We start from the raw sequence: 18,127 nt of genomic DNA, 5'->3' as shown, positions 1-18,127 counted from the left end.
GCCTGCGGCTCAGTGGAACAAAGTGAACAGGCCTTTGCCGCCCACCTTGTAGTTCAGGCCACGGCAGCGCTCGCCCTTGATCGCGGCATCCGGGCCGCCGACGATGGCGTAGGCTGGGACCGGTTTGGAGACCACGCACTGGCCGCCGACCACCGCGCCTTCGCCGATATCGGCACCGAACGAGAGCAGGGCACGGCTGGCGACCCAGGCGTAGTCGCGGATATACACCGGCCCGCCGACGGCCCAGAACTCCGGAGCCTGGACGTCGTGGCCGCCGGCGATGATCAGTACATGGGAGGCGATGGTCACATGATCGCCGATGATCAGGCCGCCGCGAGCGTCCAGCTGGCAATGCCAGGCCACCGTGCTGTCGTTGCCGATGCGCAAGCTGTCGACCCCCAGCACCTCGGTGTTGCGCCAGACCGTCGAGCCCTTGCCGATCTTCGCCCCGCCCGCCCGCAGCCAGAACAGTCGCAGTGTATGGCTGGGGATCTTGCAGATGAGCATGTTGTAGGCCAGCTCCCACCAACGCAGCAGGCGGTCACGCAGGGTCGGCCAGTTGATGCCGTACAACGGGATCAGCGCACCCTTGACCTCGCGGCCGAGCAAGGCATAGAAACGTCGTGCCAGGGGCGGTTCGATCCGCGGTTCGATGTTCAGGTAGCTGATGAAACACAGCGTATTGCTCTTGAGCGGCTGTTCGAAACACACATCGTTTTCCAGCATCCACTGGTAGCTGCTCTCCAGTTCGTCCAGGTTGACGCCCATTTTTTCGGCATATTCGGGCAGGGCCTGCCTCAGGTTCAACGAGTGGAACATGCGGTGTTTCATGGGTGGGTTCCTGGCAAAGAGGCGGCCTTGAGCTTGAGACGCCGGGTTTCGTGCAGGTTCAGGCCCATCAGCAGCCAGAACAGGGCGATCAGCACATTGGTAAAGCTGAAATAGTGGTCGAAGAACCCGCTGATCAGCGCGGTCATCAGGCCACAGGTAGTGCCGAGCCAGATCGCATTGTCTTCGTTCAGTTGCAGGGTGCCCAGGGAGGAGCGGATTTCATTCCACCAACTCCAGATCACCCCGGCAAACAGTACCAGACCCGGTACGCCGAGTTTGTAGATGAAGTTCAGCCACAGGTTGGAGATACCCCACAGGCCGGTGCCGGGCACCGGCGGCTCGACCTTGAAGCCGATACCGAAGGGGAACATCGCCATGGCATCGGGGAAGTGTGAGTACTCGTCGAAGCGCACGCTGGTACTGGCATCGTTGCTGGAGAAGAGTCCCAGCAGGCGATCCTGCAACGGTGGGTAGAACATCAGCAGCACGCTACCGAACACCAGGCCGGCGAGGATCACTTGGCCGGCGTAGGGCACGCGTTTGCGGGCCATCCACAGCAGCACGACCAGCAGGCTGAGCAACGCGCCGCGTGAGCCCGAAAGCAGCAGGCCGATCACCCCCAGGGCGGCCACCGCGAGCCCCAGCGTCCGTCGCCAGCCCTGGCGGGCCAGCCCATAGCAGAAGGCCAGCGGTAACAGCAGGGCCATGGCGCCGCCCAGGGCGTTGGGATGCATCCACGGTGAGCCCATGCGATTGGACAGCGCCGAGAGGCTGTCGCCGAGGACCTCGAGGCCTCCATAACCGAGGGTGGCGAGGATCGGGGTCATGCTGGTGGCGGTGCCGTTCTTGAGGAACACCGGGATCGACAGCAGCAACAGCAACAGGGTCCCCAGCAGCAAGCCGGTGACCACCTGTTCACGGGCTTTTTGCTGGTCGAGCAGACGGGGCACCAGGAACAGCACCGACAGGTTGAGCAACCAACGTATCCAGTTCACGGGGCCGTTGCCATCGGCGTTGATCGTCAACTGGCCGACGATAAACGGAAAGGCACTGAACAGCATCAAGGCCACCAGCCAGCGCTCGGTGCGCAACAGGGGCGGTTTTTCCGGCAGGTTGTTGAACAGGCTTTGCACCAGCACGCTGCCCCAGACCAGCAGGATCAGGGCTTCGGACACCGTGGTGCGCAGGCCTATCTGTACCGTCGAGTAGGGCAGGAAGGTGGCGAGCACGCTGAACAGCAGCAGGCCCCAGAGCGGGTGGCGGATGATGGTCACCAAGGCGCCGATGGCGACCAGCAGCACCGCCACCTTGAACGGTGGCAGCAGCCAGGCGAGGATACCGAAGAGCAGCCCGGACAAGAGGGCAATAGGCAACGCCAGGGGCATTATTTCAGCTCCTCGAGCAGATGGTTGAAGCGCTCCTGATAGGCCGCCGTGCCATATCCCGCAGCCCAGGTCCGGAGTGCCTCGGGATCTTCGGCGGGGGCGTCGGCCAAGCCGATCATCAGTGCGCTCAGGGCTGGACCGTCGGTGGGCGAGAAGCGCGGGCTGTCCGGCGGGGTGATCTCGTCCAGCGCCGAGCCGCTGGCGACGGCCACCGAGGTACCGACACTGAGGGCTTCGATGACCGGCAGGCCGAAACCTTCGGCATAGGACGGTTGCCACAAGCGCTCGGCCTGTTGGTATACCCCATGCAATTGGGCATCGCTGAGATCGCTCAGATAATGCAGGCCCGGCAGGTGTTGCAGCGACGCAGGCAGGTCCGCAGGTGTACCGATCAGGACCAGGTCCGGCACCTGCGGCGCTTGCTGGCGGGCGGCCTGCCAGGCGCTGACGAACCAGGGGATGTTTTTGCGCGGCTCACGGGTGCCAACGGCCAGCCAGTAGCGTTCAGGCACTTGCAGGTCGCTGATGTCGGCAGCCTCACCGACGAAACCGTTGACCAGGTTGGGCAGCACACGGACCTTGTCGCGGGCGCCTGGAAACAACTTGACCAGTTCGTCGGCGGTGTATTGCGACGGTGTCCAGACTCGGTCGGCGACCTTCACCGAATGACCGATGGAGAGGCGATCGGTGGTGCGATAGAGGCGTTCCTTGAGTTTTGAGCCATGGCTGTTTTGCAGGGTCAGCTGGAACAGGTCATGCAATTGCAGGACATAACGCAGGCCGGCGGGCTTGCGCCCCGGGGGCAGGCCCATGTTGAAGTTGCAGAGGTAGACCTCGATCTCGGCTTCGCGCAACGCGCCGGGCAGGAAGCCGGCCTCGAAGCGCAGGCGCAACGGCAGACGGTGTACGCCAAACAAGGGCGCGCCCCATTTCGGGCAGTGGACGCGACGACGGATCGGGTGATCCTCCGGAGCCACCCCGAATAGTTGCAGACTCACCTCGGGGTGGGCACGCAGGGCTTGCTCCAGGGCGAGGTTCTGACGGCCGATGCCGCTGTGGGTGTAACCCGCTGCCGGGCGATAATCCAGACCTATGCGCATACGGACTCTGCTTCCTTGAGGTGGGGGAGTCGGTTATAGACCGCTTCCAATTGTGCGGCCGCCACGGCCCAGTCGTGTTCGGCCTTGACATAGGCTCGGCCGGCTTCGGCGATCTGGTGCAGGCGCGATGGGTGTTCGAGCAGGTCGGCGAGCATTCGTGCGAGGGCTTGCGGGTCCTCGCTGCCCAGATAATGTTGGCCGTTTTCGACCCGCAGACCCGACACACCCTGGCCGGTAGTGACCACCGGCAGGCCGGCGGCCATGGCTTCGAGTACCTTGAGCTTGGACCCGCCGCCCTGGCGCAGTGGCGCGAAGAACACCGAGGCTTTGCTTTGCAGGGTACGCAGGTCGGGGACAAAACCTTGCCATTCGATACGCGGATCGGTCCAGCGCTCGCGCCAGGCCTGCGGCAAGCCGAAGCCGGCAATGGCGAAACGTACGCCCGGGTTGAGCTGCCACAGGGCCGGAAGGATTTCCTCCAGGGCCCATTCGACGGCGTCCAGGTTCGGACTGTATTCGTAGTTGCCGATAAACAACAGGCGCCGGGCGTGGAGGTCGGGCTGGACGCCAGCATAGAGGCCGGTGTCGACACCGTTGACCACCACCGCCACCGGCTTGCCGGTCTGCTGACGGAGTACCGTGGCGTCCTCGCGGGTCACCGCGATCAGTTCGGCGGCCTGACTGAATACCCGGTTTTCCCAGCGCCGGTAGCGGCGCTGGTCATATTGGGTGAAGGGTTTCATCCAGCCCGGCAGGCGGTCATAACTGGCGGCGCCGAGGGCCGATTCGACATTGTGCTCGGTGAGAATAAACGGTCGACCGGCGTCGATCAGCGGTTGCTCGAAGGGCTGGAAACTGTAGCTGTGCTCGATCTGGATCACGTCCCAGTCTTCTTCCAGCAAAGTGCGCAACTGTGCCTGCAACGACGGCGCCAGGCCGTTGATCGTGGCGAGCATCGGGTAGGGTGCGAGGAGCACGCCGAGCAGGGTTTTCAGGCTGCGCAACGACCGCCGTGGCAGCACGATCAGCCGTTCGACAAAGGGCGCAAGGGCGTTGCGCGTGGCTGCGTCGACATCGTTTTTCGACTGGACCAGCAGGGTAATTTGATGCCCGCGTGCCGCCAGGCTGCGCAACAGATGGAATTGCCGGGTCTTGCCGCCGCTGGTGGTGGGCCAGGGCAGGTAGGGCAGGGTCCAGAGAATTTTCATGGCGTCCACACCAATAGCTGAAGGCTGGTTTTCAGCGGCACGGTAATGGCTGTGCTGTCGCTCAGGGTTTGCTGGGTGCCGGTCAGCGGGTCGAACAGTGTCGCCTGGGTCACGCCGGGCAGTTGCAGGCTCTGGCCGCTGGCGCTCCAGAACATCCAGACGTGGGCGCCGTCGTTGCGGGTCCAGGTGATGTTGTAGAGGTCGGCGGGGGCATTATTCGAGGCTGGCGCATCGGTCGGCTGGAGCACCGGGCCGGTGACCGTGAGGAAGTTTTTCAGGGCGCTATACACCGGCTTCGGCTCGCCGTTGAGGTCGAGCAGGCCGTAATACTGGTCACGCGGGGTGGCCCGTTGATCCAGGTCGCTGAGGTTGAACAGGAAGATCCGCTGGTAGTCCATGGCGCTCATCAGGGCCAGGCGCCGCAGGGTGTAGTCGGCTTGTCCGTCGACGCCGATCAGGGCCTGCAGTTCCTTGGGGCCGTCGTAGCTCGACCAGCCCCATTCGGTTGCCCACACCTGGGTGACACCCTTGCCGTGCAGATCACTGTTCATGGCGTTGCCCCTGACCAGGAAGTCCTGGGCCGCGGCGTTGTCGCCTTCCGGAAACTGGGTATAGGGGTGATAGGCGGCGATGATGTTCTGGCCGGCCAGGCCCTGGGTCAACATGGCATCGAGCATCAGGCCGGGGGTGCTGTGCATCTGGCCGAAATAAGCGACGCCGGCGGTCGCGATGGCTTTGCCCGGTACCTGGGTGCGGATGGCATCGGCAGTGGTGGTCAGCAGTTGGTAATAGGCGCTAGGGTCTTCCTTGGGCCGCCAGATGATGTTCGGCTCGTTCCACACCTGCCAGGTATTCACCTGGGGATAACGCTGGGCGAGGCTGACCATGCGCGAGGCGAACAGCTTGAAGTCGGCCGGTGGGTACTGGTCGCTGTTCGGGGTCCCGGCCGGGGCACTGCTGGCAAACGGCGGTGAGCCGACCAGGTAGGCGACGGTGTTGTAGCCATGGCTCTTCATCGCGGCCATGGCGCGGTCCAGATCGCCGAATTGCAAGGCGCCCTGTTCAGGTTCGAGGATGAACCAGTGCAGGGTCAGGCGCACCCAGTTCAGGCCCAGTGCATCGAGCTGCTCCATCTGTTTCTGGTAGGTGTCCGGATCGAAATACTGGAATTGCGCGTTGACCCCGAGAAAGTTTTTCCACTCCACCGCGCGGGGTGCCTTGAGCGAGGTCTGGGCGGCGACCTTGGGGCTCCAGGGAATCAGGCTGGCGGCAACGGCCAGCAGCAAGAAGGCTGGCAGCCAGAGCAAGGCTTTACGCCACATCGGCATGTCCTCCGCAGGCTTGCTGGAACAGTTGCAGGAAGCGTTCGGCGGTGTGGCTCCAGAGCCGCTGTTCGCCGATCACACTGGCATGTTCGGCCCAGCGGATCGCCAGTTCCGGCTTGGCGCACAAGTGACTCAGCTCGGCGGCCAGGGCGGTGACATTGCCCTGGGGAAAAATCACCCCGTTGCCCTGGGCCACTTCCTCGGCAAAGGAGCGTGCGTCCGAGGTAATGGCGCCGCGCCCGCAGGCCACGGCCCAGGACAGTGCGCCGCTGGTGCCGCGCAGACTGCCCAGCAGTTTGAGTTTGCTCGATTCGCGGTACGGCAACACCATTACATGATGGGCCTGGATCACCCGGGGGATGTCGCTGGCCGGCAGGTCCAGTTGCCAGTCGACACTGTCTTGCAGCCCCAGGTGCTGGATGTGTTGGCGCAGTTGATCGAGGTAGCTGCCCGACGGTCCGAAGGCCATCTCCGGCTCGCTGCCCCCGGCCAGGGTCAGGCGCAAGTAGGCGCGCAGGGCCGGTTGCTGGGCGAAGGTCATGGCCAGGGCATCGAGCAGGTCTTCGATGCCTTTGCCGCGATAAATGAAACCGAAGTACAGCAGTCGCAGCGGCGCCAGCCCAGGCAGGGGTTTTGCCGCGATGGCCAGGTTACCGTGGGGGATCACCGCCATCTGTTCGCTGCGCAAGCCCATGCGCTGGCGCAGGCAATGGCCACCCGAATGGGTGAGCGTCACCAGGCGGGTCAGGCTGCGGGCCAGTTGCCGTTCTTCGTGCAGGCACAGCGGGTCGGCCAGCACCGTGGCCATCTGCGGCAACGGTGACGGCAGGCGTGCGGCCAGCGACAGCGGCCAGGGCAGGCGCTCGCGGCGCCAGACCAGGCGTTCGGGATCATGCAGGGTGGCGGTCAGCGGCAGCGCGGGAAAGCGTTCGCGCAAGGCCTTCAAGGCGTGGAACTCGGCCAGGCGTCCGCCACCGATTTCGGCGTGGACCAGGTCGATACCCTGCCATGACGCTTGCGCCACGCACTCCCGTGCCCGATGCGGGTCGTTGCCGAGTCCCGCCAGGGGCGTGCTGACACGCACCCCGAGGTTTTCCAGTGCGCTCTTCAAGTGCCCAGCGTAGTCGGCGATGCCATTCTGTTCCGGTGGCAGGGGCGCTATCAGGGCGATATGCATCAGGCATGGCTCCGGATGCGGGCCAGGGTCGTGAGCAGGCGCTCGGGGATCTCGAAGCGCCGCCGATTGAGGATGATGCCGTCGACGCGCTTGAACGCGGTATTGAGTGTCGACAGGGCATTTTCCAGGATCGGTACGGTGGTGTTTTCCGCCTCGACGATCAGCGCGATCAGGTCGGCCTGGCGCAGGGTCACGAAGGCTTCCTGATTGGAGAAGAAGGCGCTGGCGTTGAGCAGCAGGATTTCCCCTGGATGCGCCGGGCCGTGGCCGTCGACGCGCACGCGATGGCCGCGTTCCTGCAGCAGGTTGGCCAGGTGCTCGATGACAAAACTGACCCCTTCGCCGCGCCGGGCCGAAGTCAGGCCGATGGCCAGGCCCTTCTCCGCGACCTGTTCCAGCGGCAGGACCCCATAGAGTCGGTACATGCTGGCGGTGAACGCGGTGCGGCGCTGGGCGCTGCCGTTGCTGATGTCTTGCAGGCTGGTCCAGATCTTGATCCCGAAGCGTGACTGGATCTTGTCGCCGTCGTGGATGCGTTGGTCCAGCAGGTAGAAGAAATACAGGGCCAGCAGGCCGACCCCCAGGCTCAGGGGAATGGCCAGCAAGAGCATGGTCAGGCTTTTCGGGAAGACCCGGCTTTCGTTGAGGGTGGCCTGTTCGATCACCGCGATGTTGCTGATCTGGCTCTTGTCCAGTTCACGGTCGATCCGTGCTTTCTCGGTACTGGTGCTGTACAGGGTGAAGTTCTTTTCCGCGGCATCGAGTTCACGTTGCAGGCGGGCCATTTCCGGCTCCAGGGCCAGGGCCTGGCGACGGTCCTGCTCCAACTGGTTGAGCTGGGTTTCCTGCTGGGCGGCTTGGGTCTGCAAGCGGCTGAGGCTGGCCTGCTGGTCGGCGAAGCTGTTCTGCAGACGCGTGTAGACCGGGTTCGGCGCCAGGTTGTCGGTGCGCTGGACCACCGCGTTCTGCGACTTGAGCAGGTCTTCCAGGTTGGCAATCGACTTGTCCATGGCCTTCACGGGCGGCGCGCCTTCCTTGAAGGTGCGGAGCATTTCCTGGCGTTCGATCTGCTTGGCGTTGATCCGCTGTTGCAAGTCCTGACGGTCCGGGTTGATGCTCATCTGCCGGCCGATGCTGATTTCTTTCTTCATGCTGTCGAGCTGGGCCTTGATCCGGTCCAGCCCGCTTTTGGTCGATGCCACGGCGCGGGTGGTGTTCAGGTGCTCGCCGCGCAGGTTGTTGAGGTTGCGCGAGATGTCGTTCAGGCGCTCGCCGATGCTGACGGCCCCCAGTTCGTTGAGGTGGGTTTCGATCTGTTTCTTGTAGTCGAGGATGCGTTTGTTGGTCGCGGTGCTTTCGGCTTCATAGAAGGTGTACAGGCTTTTGCGCCCCAGGGTGCGGGTGCGTTCCTGTTCATACTGCTCGATCCAGCTCTTGACGATGGTCTGCGCCACCTGCGGATCGTTCCAGGTAAAGCTGATCTCCATCACCGAGGAGCCCGTGGCGTGGGTCACGCTGAAGTTCTTCGACAGCTGGTCCGCAAGGCGTTCGACCGGAGTCTGTTTCTCCACCAGACCGAGCAGTTGCAGCAGCCCGCGGCCGACATCCAGCAGGCCCTGGACCGTGCTCTTGACCAGGGTCTTGAGGGTGGCGATGAAACCTTCCTGGGGTGGAACCCTGGACAGTTCGTCGAGGTATTGCTCGGCTACCAGCCGGGCGATGGGGCGCCCGGTGAGGATGCGTTCTTCATCGATGATCGGGTCGCGCTGGGCGCTGGGGATGATGGTCGCCTGGCGGTCGGAAATCTCGATCGGCAAGGTGCTGGTATCGCGGCCCGGCTTGACCAGCAGCAGGGCAGTGGACTCATAGCGGTTAGGCAGCAGGAAAGCGCCAAGCAGGATGATGACGAAGGTCACCAGCACGGTAATTTTCACTTCGCGCTTGAAGATGAAAAATAGGCGCAACAAGTCTCGGAAGGAGCGGATATTGATCATGTCTGTTGTCCTTAACGATCAGTTGCCAATGCTGGTGGAGTTGTTCAGGTTGTAGTTCGCGCCGATGCCAATCGATTTCTGGAAGGGAATCAATTGGTTCAGGTACAGGTCGACCCACTCGATGCCGTTGCCCACATGGGACTTGGGCACGAACACCACATCACCCCGTTGCAGCAATACCGGTGCGCGGTTGCTGGCGCCGGCGAGCATGGTGTCGCGGTAGTCGAAGAAGTAGGTCTTGTAGCGGCCCTGGTCGTCCTCGCGCAACAGGGCGACATTGCGGCTGTCGCCTACCGGCAACAGGCCGCCGGCACCGATCAGGGCCTGTTCCAGGGTGGTGACGGTGGTCACCGGCAGGCTGGCCGGGTTGCGCACCGAGCCACCGACGAACACGGTGTTGCTCGGTGCCTGGGAGATGTTCACCGTCAGGGCCGAGTCCTGGTAGACGTTCTGGAGCTTGTTTTCCAGGAACAGGGTCAGCTGTTGCGGCGTCAGGCCGGCGGCCTTGACGTTGCCGACGTAGGGATAGGAAAAGCTGCCGTCGTTCATCACGATGAACAGCGTCAGTTCGTAGATCGAGTTGGCGGTGAAGGCTGAAATGGACGGTGCCTCACCGGTATTGCGCACGATACGCAAGGTATCGCCAGCGCGGATGCGCTGGTCCGGCAATGGCTTGCCGGCCAGGGCGTCGCCGGCTCGGTGACCTTCGCGCAGAACGTCGTTATCTGGCAGTGCTACCTTGGCCGGGATACTGCACGCGCTGATTAATAACGCACTGAGGACCAGCAGGAGTTTGTTCATTATTCAGTCTTCCCTTTGTGCATGATGACTCCCCCTCTGACAGACCGTGGTCCGTTCATGCGGGCGCTCCTACTTTTTCAGGTGTTTCAGGTCTTGCCGGTTTCGGCGGGAACCCGCCCGTAAATATCGTTGAAGCGCACGATGTCGTCCTCACCGAGGTATTCGCCGCTCTGCACTTCAATCATCACCAGGTCGATCACCCCCGGGTTGACCAACCGGTGTTGTTTGCCCGGTTTGATAAAGGTCGATTCATTGGTGTCGAGCATGAATTCGTTGTCACCATTGGTTACCCGTGCCATGCCGCTGACCACGATCCAGTGTTCGCTGCGGTGGTGGTGCATCTGCAGCGATAACGAAGCGTTGGGCTTGACCACGATGCGTTTGATCTTGAAGCGCTTGCCTTCCTCGAGCACGGTGTAGGTGCCCCACGGACGGGTCACGGTACGGTGCAGGCGATAGGCGTCGTGGCCCTGGCGCTTGAGTTCCTGGGCGATCAGCTTGACGTCCTGGCTGCGCTTGCCGTCGGCGATCAACAGGGCGTCCGGGGTGTCGATGATGATCAGGTCCTTGAGCCCGACACCGCCCACCAGGCGTTTGGGCGAATCGATGTAGCAGTTGCTGACGTCATGCAGCACGGTTTCGCCGTTGCACTGGTTGCCCTGGGCATCGGCTGGCGTCAGCTCACGCACCGCCTGCCATGAGCCGATATCGCTCCAGCCGATCTGGCAGGGCACCACCGCGACTTTGCGCGAGCGCTCCATCAGTGCGTAGTCGACGGAGATGTCCGGTGCCCGGGCCAGGCTCTTGCCGTCCAGTTCCAGCTGAAGTTCCTGGCTGCCTTCGCGGCTGTGGCTGTGGGCCAGGCACTCGGTCATGGCGTCGAGGACATCCGGGGCGTGTTCACGCAGTTCGCGCAGCACGGCGTCGGCCCGCAGGCAGAACATCCCGGCGTTCCACAGGTGCCGGCCGCCGTCGAGGTATTGCTGTGCGGTCACCGCATCGGGCTTTTCGACAAAACGCGCGACCTGGAAAGCCTCGCCGCCCAGGGCCTGGCCTTTCTCGATATAACCGAAGCCGGTCTCGGGTTGGGTCGGCACCAGGCCGAAGGTCACCAGCCAGCCTTGGTCCGCCAGTAGCCGGGCGCTGTCGACTGCCTTGGCGAAGGCACCCAGGTCCTTGATCAGGTGATCGGCCGGCAGCACCAGCAGCTGTGCGTCGTCGCCGTAGAGCCTGGCCACATGCAGGGCCGCCGCGGCGATGGCCGGGGCGGTGTTGCGGCCAAAGGGTTCGAGAATGAAGTCCAGTGCCGCGCCGCCCTTGTTCAGCAGGCGGTAGTCATCCAGGGTGCGAAAGAATACCTCGCGGTTGGTCACCGTCAGGACCCGCTGCACATCGGCCAGCCCGATGGCCCGGCTGAAGGTCTTCTGCAACAGGCTTTCGCCATCGGGCAGGCGCATGAAGGGTTTCGGCATGGCCTCGCGGGAGACCGGCCACAGGCGGGTGCCGGCGCCACCGGCGATGATGCAGGGAATGAGTGCGCCCATTCAGAAGGCCTCGCGGGTCATGAGCACTGCCGGAACAGTGCGGAACAGAATGTAGAGGTCGAACCAGATCGACCAGTTTTCGATGTATTCCAGATCGAACTCGACACGCTTTTCGATTTTTTCCAACGTGTCGGTTTCGCCGCGGTAGCCATTGATCTGTGCCAGCCCGGTGATGCCTGGCTTGACCCGGTGGCGCGAGGTGTATTCCTTGACGGCTTCTTCGAAGAGGATGCCCGCCGCCTTGGTGGCCGTGGCATGGGGGCGCGGGCCGACCATCGACATGCTGCCGATGAAGACATTGAACAGCTGCGGCAACTCATCGAGGCTGGTCTTGCGGATAAACCGTCCGACCCGGGTGATCCGTGGGTCGCCACGGGTGGTTTGGGTTTCGGCGGTGGCATCGCTCTGGTGCTGATGCATCGAGCGGAACTTGAAGACTTCGATCAGGCGGTTGTTGTAGCCGTAGCGCTTCTGGCGGAACAGTACCGAGCCCGGTGAATCGAGTTTGATCGCCAGGGCCACCAACAACATCACCGGTGACAGGAGGATCAGGGCGATGCTCGACAGGACCATGTCCTCCAGACGCTTGAACATCGGCGACCAGCCGCGCAGAGGCACCTCGGAGGCGTTGAACATCGGCAGGTTGGCGACTTCGGTGATGCGGTTGTGGGCATGCCGGAAGGCAACCATGTCCGGCACCAGCAGCACGTTGACCGGCAGGCGCCGCAGTTCGCGGATGATGTAGTCCATGCGATTTTCCGCCGACCAGGGCAGGGCGACCAGGACCTGGGTGACCTTTTCTTCGCGGATCAGGCGCTCCAGGTCGCTGGAGTTGCCCAGCAGCGGCAGGTTGACCAGGGTCTTGGGCAGGCGACCGATACGGTCGTCGATAAAACCGATGACGCCGGAGCGGATGTCCTGATGCTGGGCCAGGTACTCGGCCAGGCGCTGGCCGTTTTCGGTGGCACCGAGAATGACCGCGTGCTGCAGGAAAAAGCCCCGTTGCATCAGTTGCTGGAACAGGGTCAGCAGGACCAGGCGCTCGATACCGAGCAGCACCAGGCTGGCGAGAAACCAGACGAGCAGTTGGGTGTTGGTCAGGAAGTTGAACAACTGCAGGCCGTGGTGCATGAACAGCAACAGGCAGAACGCCGACGACCAGGCGAAGAGGGTGAGTTGGAAACGTAGCAGGTTGCTGAAGATGGTCTCGGCATACACCCCCAGCGCCTGGAAAATCAGGACGCTGATGACACCGAAGAACAGCAGCAGGGTCAGGTAGCTCTTGACGACGTCATGATCCTGCTCGTGCAGGTACACCAACAGCATCAAGCCAGGCAGCATCGCGGTCAGGCCATGGACCAGGCGAATGCCGAAGAGAAAATATTCGACCATACTGGGTCGGGTCAGGAATAGGCTGTCAACCGGCTGCAGGCGCATAAACCCCCTCCCGTCATACCATCGTGAAACGGTAATCGCGAAACATAGTGGCAGTTATTTTTGTAGAAAAACTTGGGCTTTTTTGCGCTAACCCCATCCTTGGTGGCCAGTGATACTGCTGGTGTAACAGAGTCAATTCAGGTGATTTTTTCTTCTTGTCAGTTCGAGATTTTCACTGGCTTGACACTTCGTGCGTCCTCTCCGGTGTGGGTGGCATGGGCTTGAGTAAAGCCTATGAAACAGCAGGCTGCTATCCGAATGAGGGCTTACTGTAAAAAAGATCCGACTAATTCTTTCGTATTAGGAGCGCGTGGGCGGCAGAAAAATTCAATGAGCCAAGACTTTTTTTGCTTCGGTTGCGGTCAACATCCTTCAAGGCCACTTTTGAAGGGAGATGGGGCTCATGAGCGAGCGCAAGGCATTGTTGATTCTGCACGGCAAGCAAGCCCTCAACGAGAGCGTGCGGGCCGCCGTCGAAGGCAAGCGGGCCGAGGGCTGGGACTTGGCGGTGCGCTTGACCTGGGAGGCCGGCGATGCGCAGCGCCTGGTCGGTGAAGCCCTGGCGCTGGGCTATCGGCAACTGATTGCCGGTGGCGGTGACGGCACTTTGCGCGATATCGCCGAAGCCTTGGCCAGCGCCGATACGCACGCCAGTCTGGTGCTGCTACCGCTGGGGACCGCCAATGACTTTGCCCGTTCGGCCGGTGTGCCGCTGGAGCCGGTTGAAGCCTTGGCGTTGCTGGAGGCCCCGGCCCATACGATCGACCTCGGCAGTGTGGGTGAGCAGATGTTCCTCAACATGGCCACCGGCGGCTTTGGCAGCCAGGTCACTGCCAATACCTCGGAGGACCTGAAGAAGCTGCTGGGCGGCGCTGCCTATCTGTTCACCGGCCTCAGTCGTTTCAGTGAGCTGCATGTCGCCTATGGCGAGCTGCAGGGACCGGATTTTCATTGGCAGGGCGATCTGCTGGCGCTGGGCATCGGTAACGGTCGCCAGGCGGGAGGTGGGCACCCACTGTGTCCGGAGGCGCTGGTGGACGATGGCTTGCTCGATATCAGCATCCTGCCGGCACCCCAGGAGATGGTCGGCACCTTGCGTGAGTTGATGAGCGGTGGCTGGGGGTTGGACAACCTGTTCGTCCGGGCTCGCTTGCCCTGGATCGAAATCAAGGTGTCCGAGGGGCTGTACCTCAATCTTGACGGCGAGCCGCTGCACAGCGACAGCCTGCGCTTCGAGGTCCGTCCGGCGGCCTTGCGGGTCCACCTGCCCGAGGGCTCGCCGCTGCTCAGTCGTCGAGGCTGATGATCTGCTCGCGCACCGCGAACAGCACCAGGCCGGCGACGTCGAAGATCTGCAGTCGCTTCATGATCTGTGAGCGGTGGGTTTCCACGGTCTTGATGCTCAGGCCCAGGCCATTGGCGATTTCCCGGGTCGACTTGCCGCGCACGATCAGCCGCAGGATTTCCAGTTGGCGCCCGGTCAGGTTGTGGTTGACTGTCCTTTCGGCTGGCAGGTTGCGTTGGACCTGGGTCAGGGCCTGGTTGATCACCGTGTGGGCGATGGCCGGGCTCAGGTAGCGTTCATTGTTGCGCAGGGCATCCAGGGCCTGGGCCAGTTCGGTGGCGGTGGTGTCCTTGAGCAGGTAGCCGTGGGCACCGATTTCCAGGGCCTGCATGACCAACTGCGGGTCGGTGTGCATCGACAGGATCAACACCTTGCTCTGGGGGCGCACCGCCTTGAGTTTGCGCAAGGCATCCAGGCCACCGGTTTCGCGCATGGACAGGTCGAGCAGGATGATGTCCGGGTTCAGCTGTTCCACGGCCTCGAGCAGCTGCGCGCCATCGCTGGCTTCGCCGATCACGGCGTAACCCGGGATATCCAGTACCAGGGCGCGGACACCGGCCCGGATCAGTGAGTGGTCATCCACCAGAAGTAGGGTGCAGGTCATGGAGCCTTATTCTTGCTGGCGCGTTCCAGGGCGCGCGGCGCCCAGGGCAGCAGTGCTTCGATCTGCGTACCTTTGCCGGGTCCGCTACTGACTGTCAATGTTCCGCCTGCCTGTTCGATGCGCTCGGCCATACCGGCCATGCCACGCTGGCCTGCTTCGGCGGGATTGCGCGCCGGTGAAAAGCCCTGGCCGTCGTCGGCGATGTGCAGGGACAAACCTTCGGGCAGGCGTTTGATCCGTACCAACAGGTTATATGCCTGGGCATGGCGCAGCATATTGGTGACGGCTTCCTGGGTGACGCGGAACGCGGTCACCGCCATTTCCTCGGGGATGCCGGTCAATCGTTGGTGGCACTCCAGGCTCCAGAGCACGCTGGTGTTTTCCAGGGTCTTGAGCAAATGCGCGCGCAGGCTGGCTTCCAGGCCGAGGCTGGTCAACTGACGGGGGTTGAGGATCGCCGAAACGTCGCGAACCTTGGCCAGGGTCTCGTCGAGGGTGTTGCCCAGGGTCTCGCAGTGGCTTTGCAGATCATCCGGCAAGCGCCGTTGCAGCCACTGGGTCTGGAGCTTGGCCGCCGTGAGCAACTGGCCGATGTCGTCATGCAGTTCGCGGCTGAGGCGATGCCGTTCGTTTTCCTGCACCTGTAGCAGGCGGTCGGCCAGTTCCTGCGGCTGGAACTGAATGGAGGTGCCGGAGTCGCGGTGCTGGAGCCAGACGCTGGCCAGGGCGGCCAGGTTGAGGATCAGTAATTCGGGTGGAAAGCTGGCGCAGGTGCTGTAGACGAGCAGGCTGGCGATGGCCGAACCGATGCAAAGCACAGTGGTCAGCCGGCGGGCATTTCTTCGAGAGGGGAGCCAAGGCTTGAATGACTTGAGGCTGGCGTACATAGCGTATGGAGCCAATGAATGTTCGCTACGGGTAGACCGTCAGGACAACCGACAGGCCAAGTTTGAAAAACAGGTACGGTTTAATACGTTGATTCGGGTGAACAGTGTCAGGCTGAGAAATTTTGCGCAATGATGTCATTTTGGCATCTGTTGATAAAATTACTATGTTGTACAAGTACATATGAAAGTTTTTTGCATGACATTACACCATCCAAGGCCGGTGGCGTTCGGTGGATATATGTCCGAGTGGTCAACTTTTCTTGCACGTTTGTTCCATAAACTCTGCGGCATCATCTTACTCTAGTCGAAGCCCGAACGCTGTTCGGGGACTTTTATCGCGTAGACACTAGTTATTCTTTTTGCATTAAAAAACCACGGCCTGGAACCTGAAAGTTCGAGGTGAGTTGTTATTGTCGTTTTTGGGTATGAAGAGGGCGGATCGAAGGCGGGAGGAAGGCGAGCGGTTCAAACGGATCGTTCAGGGAAGGTGATCAGGGTGAAGGTCTTCGGTCCGGTGATGGCTGATCCGTATTGGCCGGTCTGGATAGCAAGTGCGGTGATCAGTTCGGACTCTTCTTCGTCGTCCAGGCCCAGTTGGCCGGTTTTCGGGTCGATCAATTCGACCTGCCAGGCCAGTAGCGTCAGGCAATTACGCAAAGCCAGCAGGGCGTCTTCATGGAGATTGAGCGGGTCCTGGGGCTGACTCAGGAGGGCATGGATCTGCCGCGAGAACCGGGCCATCGAGCGTACGCCCAGGCCTTGCGCGCAGTTGGCCAGGGTATGCAGCGAGACGAGGAGGCAATCAATGGCGTCCTTGTCGTTGCGGATCAGCTCCAGGTGCTGGCAGCACTCCTGCATCTTCGTTTGCAGGGTTTGGGCTTCCACCAGAAACTGCGGTAGGCCGGCTTGCCGCTCTAGACCGTTCAGCATGCTTTATCTCCTTGATTGCATAGGCAGGCGATAGAAAGTCGCACGGGGCGAACGGTTTTAACGTTAAGGCCGACAGACTGTCTGTGTCTGTAGTCTGTTTCTGATTGTTTCGAATTATAGTGATTGCATTTTGTTCTCAAGGGCAGGCTGGCAGGCGGCGAAAAGCCCTCCGTGCAGGCGCGCAGAGATTCACCGAAAGTGGCGGTCCAGAGGGCCTGAGCCTGTTCGGTGAGGGTTTTCACCTGGCTGGCTGGCCGTGGTCCTGCGATCAAAGGCAAGAGCCTGACTCCATTCATGCAATGAGAATGGCGTCACATTAATGGCTATTGGATATCGCGAATATCAGGTTGGGCCTGATTGTCGCTAGGGGATTCCCCTAGTATGGGGAACTATAAGTGAAATCGGCGGTCGCGCTGGGTATTGCCTGGCGACGGCGAGGAGGTGAATTGAGTAAAGCATGATGTTAATGTGACATCAATGCTTTTGGCAGGCATTTGGTCGGAGGGTCAAGGTCCGAAGTTCTCCGCCGATAACCTATTCAATGTCACTTTCAGCAGCAAGCCCAGGAGTCATTAATGGCCGGCATTCTCGACACAGTAGATCAACGTACGCAATTGGTGGGTGAGAACCGGCTGGAAATTCTCATGTTTCGCCTGGCGGGGCGCCAGCTGTTCGCGATCAACGTATTCAAGGTTCAGGAAGTGCTGCAACTGCCCAAGTTGACCTTGATGCCCCAGCGTCATCCGTTCGTCTGTGGTGTGGTCAACCTGCGCGGCCAGACCCTGCCGGTGATCGACCTGTCCCAGGCGATCGGCATGCGCCCACTGGTGCCGGGGCCCAACAGCACCATCATCGTCACCGAGTACAACCGTTCGGTGCAGGCGTTCCTGGTCGGTGGCGTGGACCGTATCGTCAACATGAACTGGGAAGCGATCCTGCCGCCGCCGACCAGCGCGGGTCGCCAGCATTACCTGACCGCCATCAGCAAAGTGGATGACCAGTTGGTGGAAATCATCGACGTGGAAAAGGTCCTGGCCGAGATTGTGCCGTACAACGCCAAGGTCTCCCGTGAGAAGCTCGACGATCCGATCATGGAGCAGGCCCGTGGTCGCGAAGTGCTGCTGGTCGATGACTCGAACGTGGCGCTGTCCCAGTTGCGCGATACCCTCGGGCAGTTGGGGGTGAAAATGCATATCGCCAGCGACGGCCTGAAGGCCTTGAACATGCTCAAGGGCTGGGCGGATAGTGGTGCGGTGATGACCGACAAACTGCTGATGGTCTTCACCGATGCGGAAATGCCGGAGATGGACGGCTACCGCCTGACCACTGAAATTCGTAACGACCCGCGCCTGCGCGGGTTATATGTGGTGCTGCACACCTCGCTGTCCGGTAGTTTCAACGATGCCATGGTGAAGAAGGTCGGTTGCGACAACTTCCTCTCCAAGTTCCAGCCGGACAAGTTGGTGGATGTGGTGCGCCAGCGGTTGATGCTGGATAACGCCTGATTTCGCAAAACCGCGTTCCAGCGCAAAAATGCCGTTGTGCCCAGCCTCCTGTAG

At 61.8% G+C, this 18,127-nt stretch carries 15 protein-coding genes; 2 read left to right on the top strand and 13 right to left on the bottom strand.

Annotated features, from left to right (window positions below; all coding sequences use genetic code 11):
* Positions 1 to 9: 9 nt before the first annotated feature.
* The 10 genes from HX866_RS14640 to HX866_RS14595 form a co-directional block, all read right to left on the bottom strand.
* A complete protein-coding gene (locus HX866_RS14640; protein ID WP_177092448.1) occupies positions 10 to 831 on the bottom strand; it encodes an acyltransferase in 822 nt (273 codons plus the stop codon).
* A complete protein-coding gene (locus HX866_RS14635; RefSeq protein ID WP_177140029.1) occupies positions 828 to 2,216 on the bottom strand; it encodes an O-antigen ligase family protein in 1,389 nt (462 codons plus the stop codon). Before HX866_RS14635 ends, HX866_RS14640 begins: the two co-directional genes overlap by 4 nt.
* Positions 2,216 to 3,316 carry a glycosyltransferase family 4 protein gene (locus tag HX866_RS14630; protein WP_177125781.1) on the bottom strand — a complete coding sequence of 367 codons (1,101 nt, stop codon included), beginning with the start codon at positions 3,314 to 3,316 and terminating at the stop codon, positions 2,216 to 2,218. Before HX866_RS14630 ends, HX866_RS14635 begins: the two co-directional genes overlap by 1 nt.
* The gene (locus HX866_RS14625) at positions 3,307 to 4,524 is read right to left on the bottom strand and encodes a glycosyltransferase family 4 protein (RefSeq protein WP_177092445.1); all 1,218 of its coding nucleotides are present in this window, start codon (positions 4,522 to 4,524) and stop codon (positions 3,307 to 3,309) included. Before HX866_RS14625 ends, HX866_RS14630 begins: the two co-directional genes overlap by 10 nt.
* Positions 4,521 to 5,846 (bottom strand): cellulase family glycosylhydrolase, encoded by a 1,326-nt coding sequence (locus HX866_RS14620; protein WP_177140028.1) that lies wholly within the window; start codon positions 5,844 to 5,846, stop codon positions 4,521 to 4,523. Before HX866_RS14620 ends, HX866_RS14625 begins: the two co-directional genes overlap by 4 nt.
* Positions 5,836 to 7,026, bottom strand: coding sequence for a glycosyltransferase (locus tag HX866_RS14615; RefSeq protein WP_177100304.1), 1,191 nt, complete (start codon positions 7,024 to 7,026; stop codon positions 5,836 to 5,838). Before HX866_RS14615 ends, HX866_RS14620 begins: the two co-directional genes overlap by 11 nt.
* Complete coding sequence (locus HX866_RS14610) at positions 7,026 to 9,020, bottom strand: GumC family protein (RefSeq protein ID WP_177092442.1); 1,995 nt, start codon at positions 9,018 to 9,020, stop codon at positions 7,026 to 7,028. Before HX866_RS14610 ends, HX866_RS14615 begins: the two co-directional genes overlap by 1 nt.
* Before the next feature lie 18 nt (positions 9,021 to 9,038).
* A complete protein-coding gene (locus HX866_RS14605; RefSeq protein ID WP_177092441.1) occupies positions 9,039 to 9,821 on the bottom strand; it encodes a polysaccharide biosynthesis/export family protein in 783 nt (260 codons plus the stop codon).
* Positions 9,822 to 9,907: 86 nt separating this feature from the next.
* Entirely contained in the window at positions 9,908 to 11,365 is a 1,458-nt protein-coding gene (locus HX866_RS14600; RefSeq protein ID WP_177140027.1) for a mannose-1-phosphate guanylyltransferase/mannose-6-phosphate isomerase, read from the bottom strand.
* Positions 11,366 to 12,802: an undecaprenyl-phosphate glucose phosphotransferase gene (locus HX866_RS14595; RefSeq protein ID WP_177092439.1), complete on the bottom strand. Its 1,437-nt coding sequence runs from the start codon at positions 12,800 to 12,802 to the stop codon at positions 11,366 to 11,368.
* A 403-nt stretch (positions 12,803 to 13,205) separates the two neighbouring features.
* Here HX866_RS14595 and yegS point away from each other — a divergent pair, with 403 nt between their 5' ends.
* On the top strand, positions 13,206 to 14,105 hold the full coding sequence (gene yegS, locus HX866_RS14590) for a lipid kinase YegS (protein WP_177125777.1): 900 nt from the start codon (positions 13,206 to 13,208) through the stop codon (positions 14,103 to 14,105).
* Here the strand turns inward: yegS and HX866_RS14585 are convergent.
* From HX866_RS14585 to HX866_RS14575, 3 genes are all read right to left on the bottom strand, one after another.
* Positions 14,089 to 14,751: a response regulator gene (locus HX866_RS14585; protein WP_177092437.1), complete on the bottom strand. Its 663-nt coding sequence runs from the start codon at positions 14,749 to 14,751 to the stop codon at positions 14,089 to 14,091. The genes yegS and HX866_RS14585 overlap by 17 nt on opposite strands.
* Positions 14,748 to 15,638, bottom strand: a complete 891-nt coding sequence (locus tag HX866_RS14580; RefSeq protein ID WP_177093336.1) for a sensor histidine kinase — start codon at positions 15,636 to 15,638, stop codon at positions 14,748 to 14,750. The genes HX866_RS14585 and HX866_RS14580 overlap by 4 nt, the downstream gene beginning before the upstream one ends.
* A 465-nt stretch (positions 15,639 to 16,103) precedes the next feature.
* Complete coding sequence (locus HX866_RS14575) at positions 16,104 to 16,568, bottom strand: hypothetical protein (protein WP_177092436.1); 465 nt, start codon at positions 16,566 to 16,568, stop codon at positions 16,104 to 16,106.
* Between the two features lie 575 nt (positions 16,569 to 17,143).
* Between HX866_RS14575 and HX866_RS14570 the strand changes: the two genes are divergently transcribed.
* Positions 17,144 to 18,073, top strand: a complete 930-nt coding sequence (locus HX866_RS14570; RefSeq protein WP_177092435.1) for a chemotaxis protein CheV — start codon at positions 17,144 to 17,146, stop codon at positions 18,071 to 18,073.
* Positions 18,074 to 18,127 lie beyond the last annotated feature (54 nt).

The organism is Pseudomonas gingeri (genome assembly GCF_013386165.1).
In the GTDB taxonomy this organism is placed as follows: domain Bacteria; phylum Pseudomonadota; class Gammaproteobacteria; order Pseudomonadales; family Pseudomonadaceae; genus Aquipseudomonas; species Aquipseudomonas gingeri_C.
Note: the sequence above shows the minus strand (reverse complement) of the source record. Positions and strands in the feature narration are given on the sequence as shown.

Bases quoted from the DNA above. Each gene is read 5' to 3' on its own strand.
- HX866_RS14630 (WP_177125781.1), bottom strand. From the start codon at position 3,316: ATGCGCATAGGTCTGGATTATCGCCCGGCAGCGGGTTACACCCACAGC.
- HX866_RS14625 (WP_177092445.1), bottom strand. From the start codon at position 4,524: ATGAAAATTCTCTGGACCCTGCCCTACCTGCCCTGGCCCACCACCAGC.
- HX866_RS14600 (WP_177140027.1), bottom strand. From the start codon at position 11,365: ATGGGCGCACTCATTCCCTGCATCATCGCCGGTGGCGCCGGCACCCGC.
- HX866_RS14635 (WP_177140029.1), bottom strand. From the start codon at position 2,216: ATGCCCCTGGCGTTGCCTATTGCCCTCTTGTCCGGGCTGCTCTTCGGT.
- HX866_RS14570 (WP_177092435.1), top strand. From the start codon at position 17,144: ATGGCCGGCATTCTCGACACAGTAGATCAACGTACGCAATTGGTGGGT.
- HX866_RS14585 (WP_177092437.1), bottom strand. From the start codon at position 14,751: ATGACCTGCACCCTACTTCTGGTGGATGACCACTCACTGATCCGGGCC.
- HX866_RS14580 (WP_177093336.1), bottom strand. From the start codon at position 15,638: ATGTACGCCAGCCTCAAGTCATTCAAGCCTTGGCTCCCCTCTCGAAGA.
- HX866_RS14640 (WP_177092448.1), bottom strand. From the start codon at position 831: ATGAAACACCGCATGTTCCACTCGTTGAACCTGAGGCAGGCCCTGCCC.
- HX866_RS14610 (WP_177092442.1), bottom strand. From the start codon at position 9,020: ATGATCAATATCCGCTCCTTCCGAGACTTGTTGCGCCTATTTTTCATC.
- HX866_RS14615 (WP_177100304.1), bottom strand. From the start codon at position 7,026: ATGCATATCGCCCTGATAGCGCCCCTGCCACCGGAACAGAATGGCATC.
- HX866_RS14595 (WP_177092439.1), bottom strand. From the start codon at position 12,802: ATGCGCCTGCAGCCGGTTGACAGCCTATTCCTGACCCGACCCAGTATG.
- HX866_RS14620 (WP_177140028.1), bottom strand. From the start codon at position 5,846: ATGTGGCGTAAAGCCTTGCTCTGGCTGCCAGCCTTCTTGCTGCTGGCC.
- HX866_RS14605 (WP_177092441.1), bottom strand. From the start codon at position 9,821: ATGAACAAACTCCTGCTGGTCCTCAGTGCGTTATTAATCAGCGCGTGC.
- yegS (WP_177125777.1), top strand. From the start codon at position 13,206: ATGAGCGAGCGCAAGGCATTGTTGATTCTGCACGGCAAGCAAGCCCTC.
- HX866_RS14575 (WP_177092436.1), bottom strand. From the start codon at position 16,568: ATGCTGAACGGTCTAGAGCGGCAAGCCGGCCTACCGCAGTTTCTGGTG.